Origin of the sequence: Streptomonospora wellingtoniae (assembly GCF_031845375.1) — a bacterium.
Taxonomy (GTDB): Bacteria; Actinomycetota; Actinomycetes; order Streptosporangiales; family Streptosporangiaceae; genus Streptomonospora; species Streptomonospora wellingtoniae.
The window spans coordinates 1-255 of sequence record NZ_JAVREK010000097.1; the positions used below are offsets into that span (position 1 = coordinate 1).

Consider the following 255-nt stretch of genomic DNA (forward strand, 5'->3'; position numbering starts at 1 on the left):
GTAGGTCGCGGTGGCCTCCATCGCCACCGCCTGCACCTGCTCGGCCTCCAACCACGCGGCCAACTCCAGCAGCCCCGCGGTCACCGTGGAGAACGTGCGGGTGCGCGAGGCGAACCGGCCGCCGCCGACGGGGGTGCGCACGCACGCGGCCAGTTCCTTCTTGCCGATGTCGATTCCGGCAACCCGGTCGTAGACGACCGCCATGCCGTCATCGACGGTCGGGGTTTGTCCCATCACCACTCCCACCCAGGCTCT

The 255-nt window shown here is 70.2% G+C and carries 1 pseudogene; it reads right to left on the reverse strand.

Annotated elements, in window-relative coordinates:
• Positions 1-234, reverse strand: a pseudogene (locus tag RM446_RS24775) (hypothetical protein); the annotation flags it as partial.
• Positions 235-255: the final 21 nt, after the last annotated feature.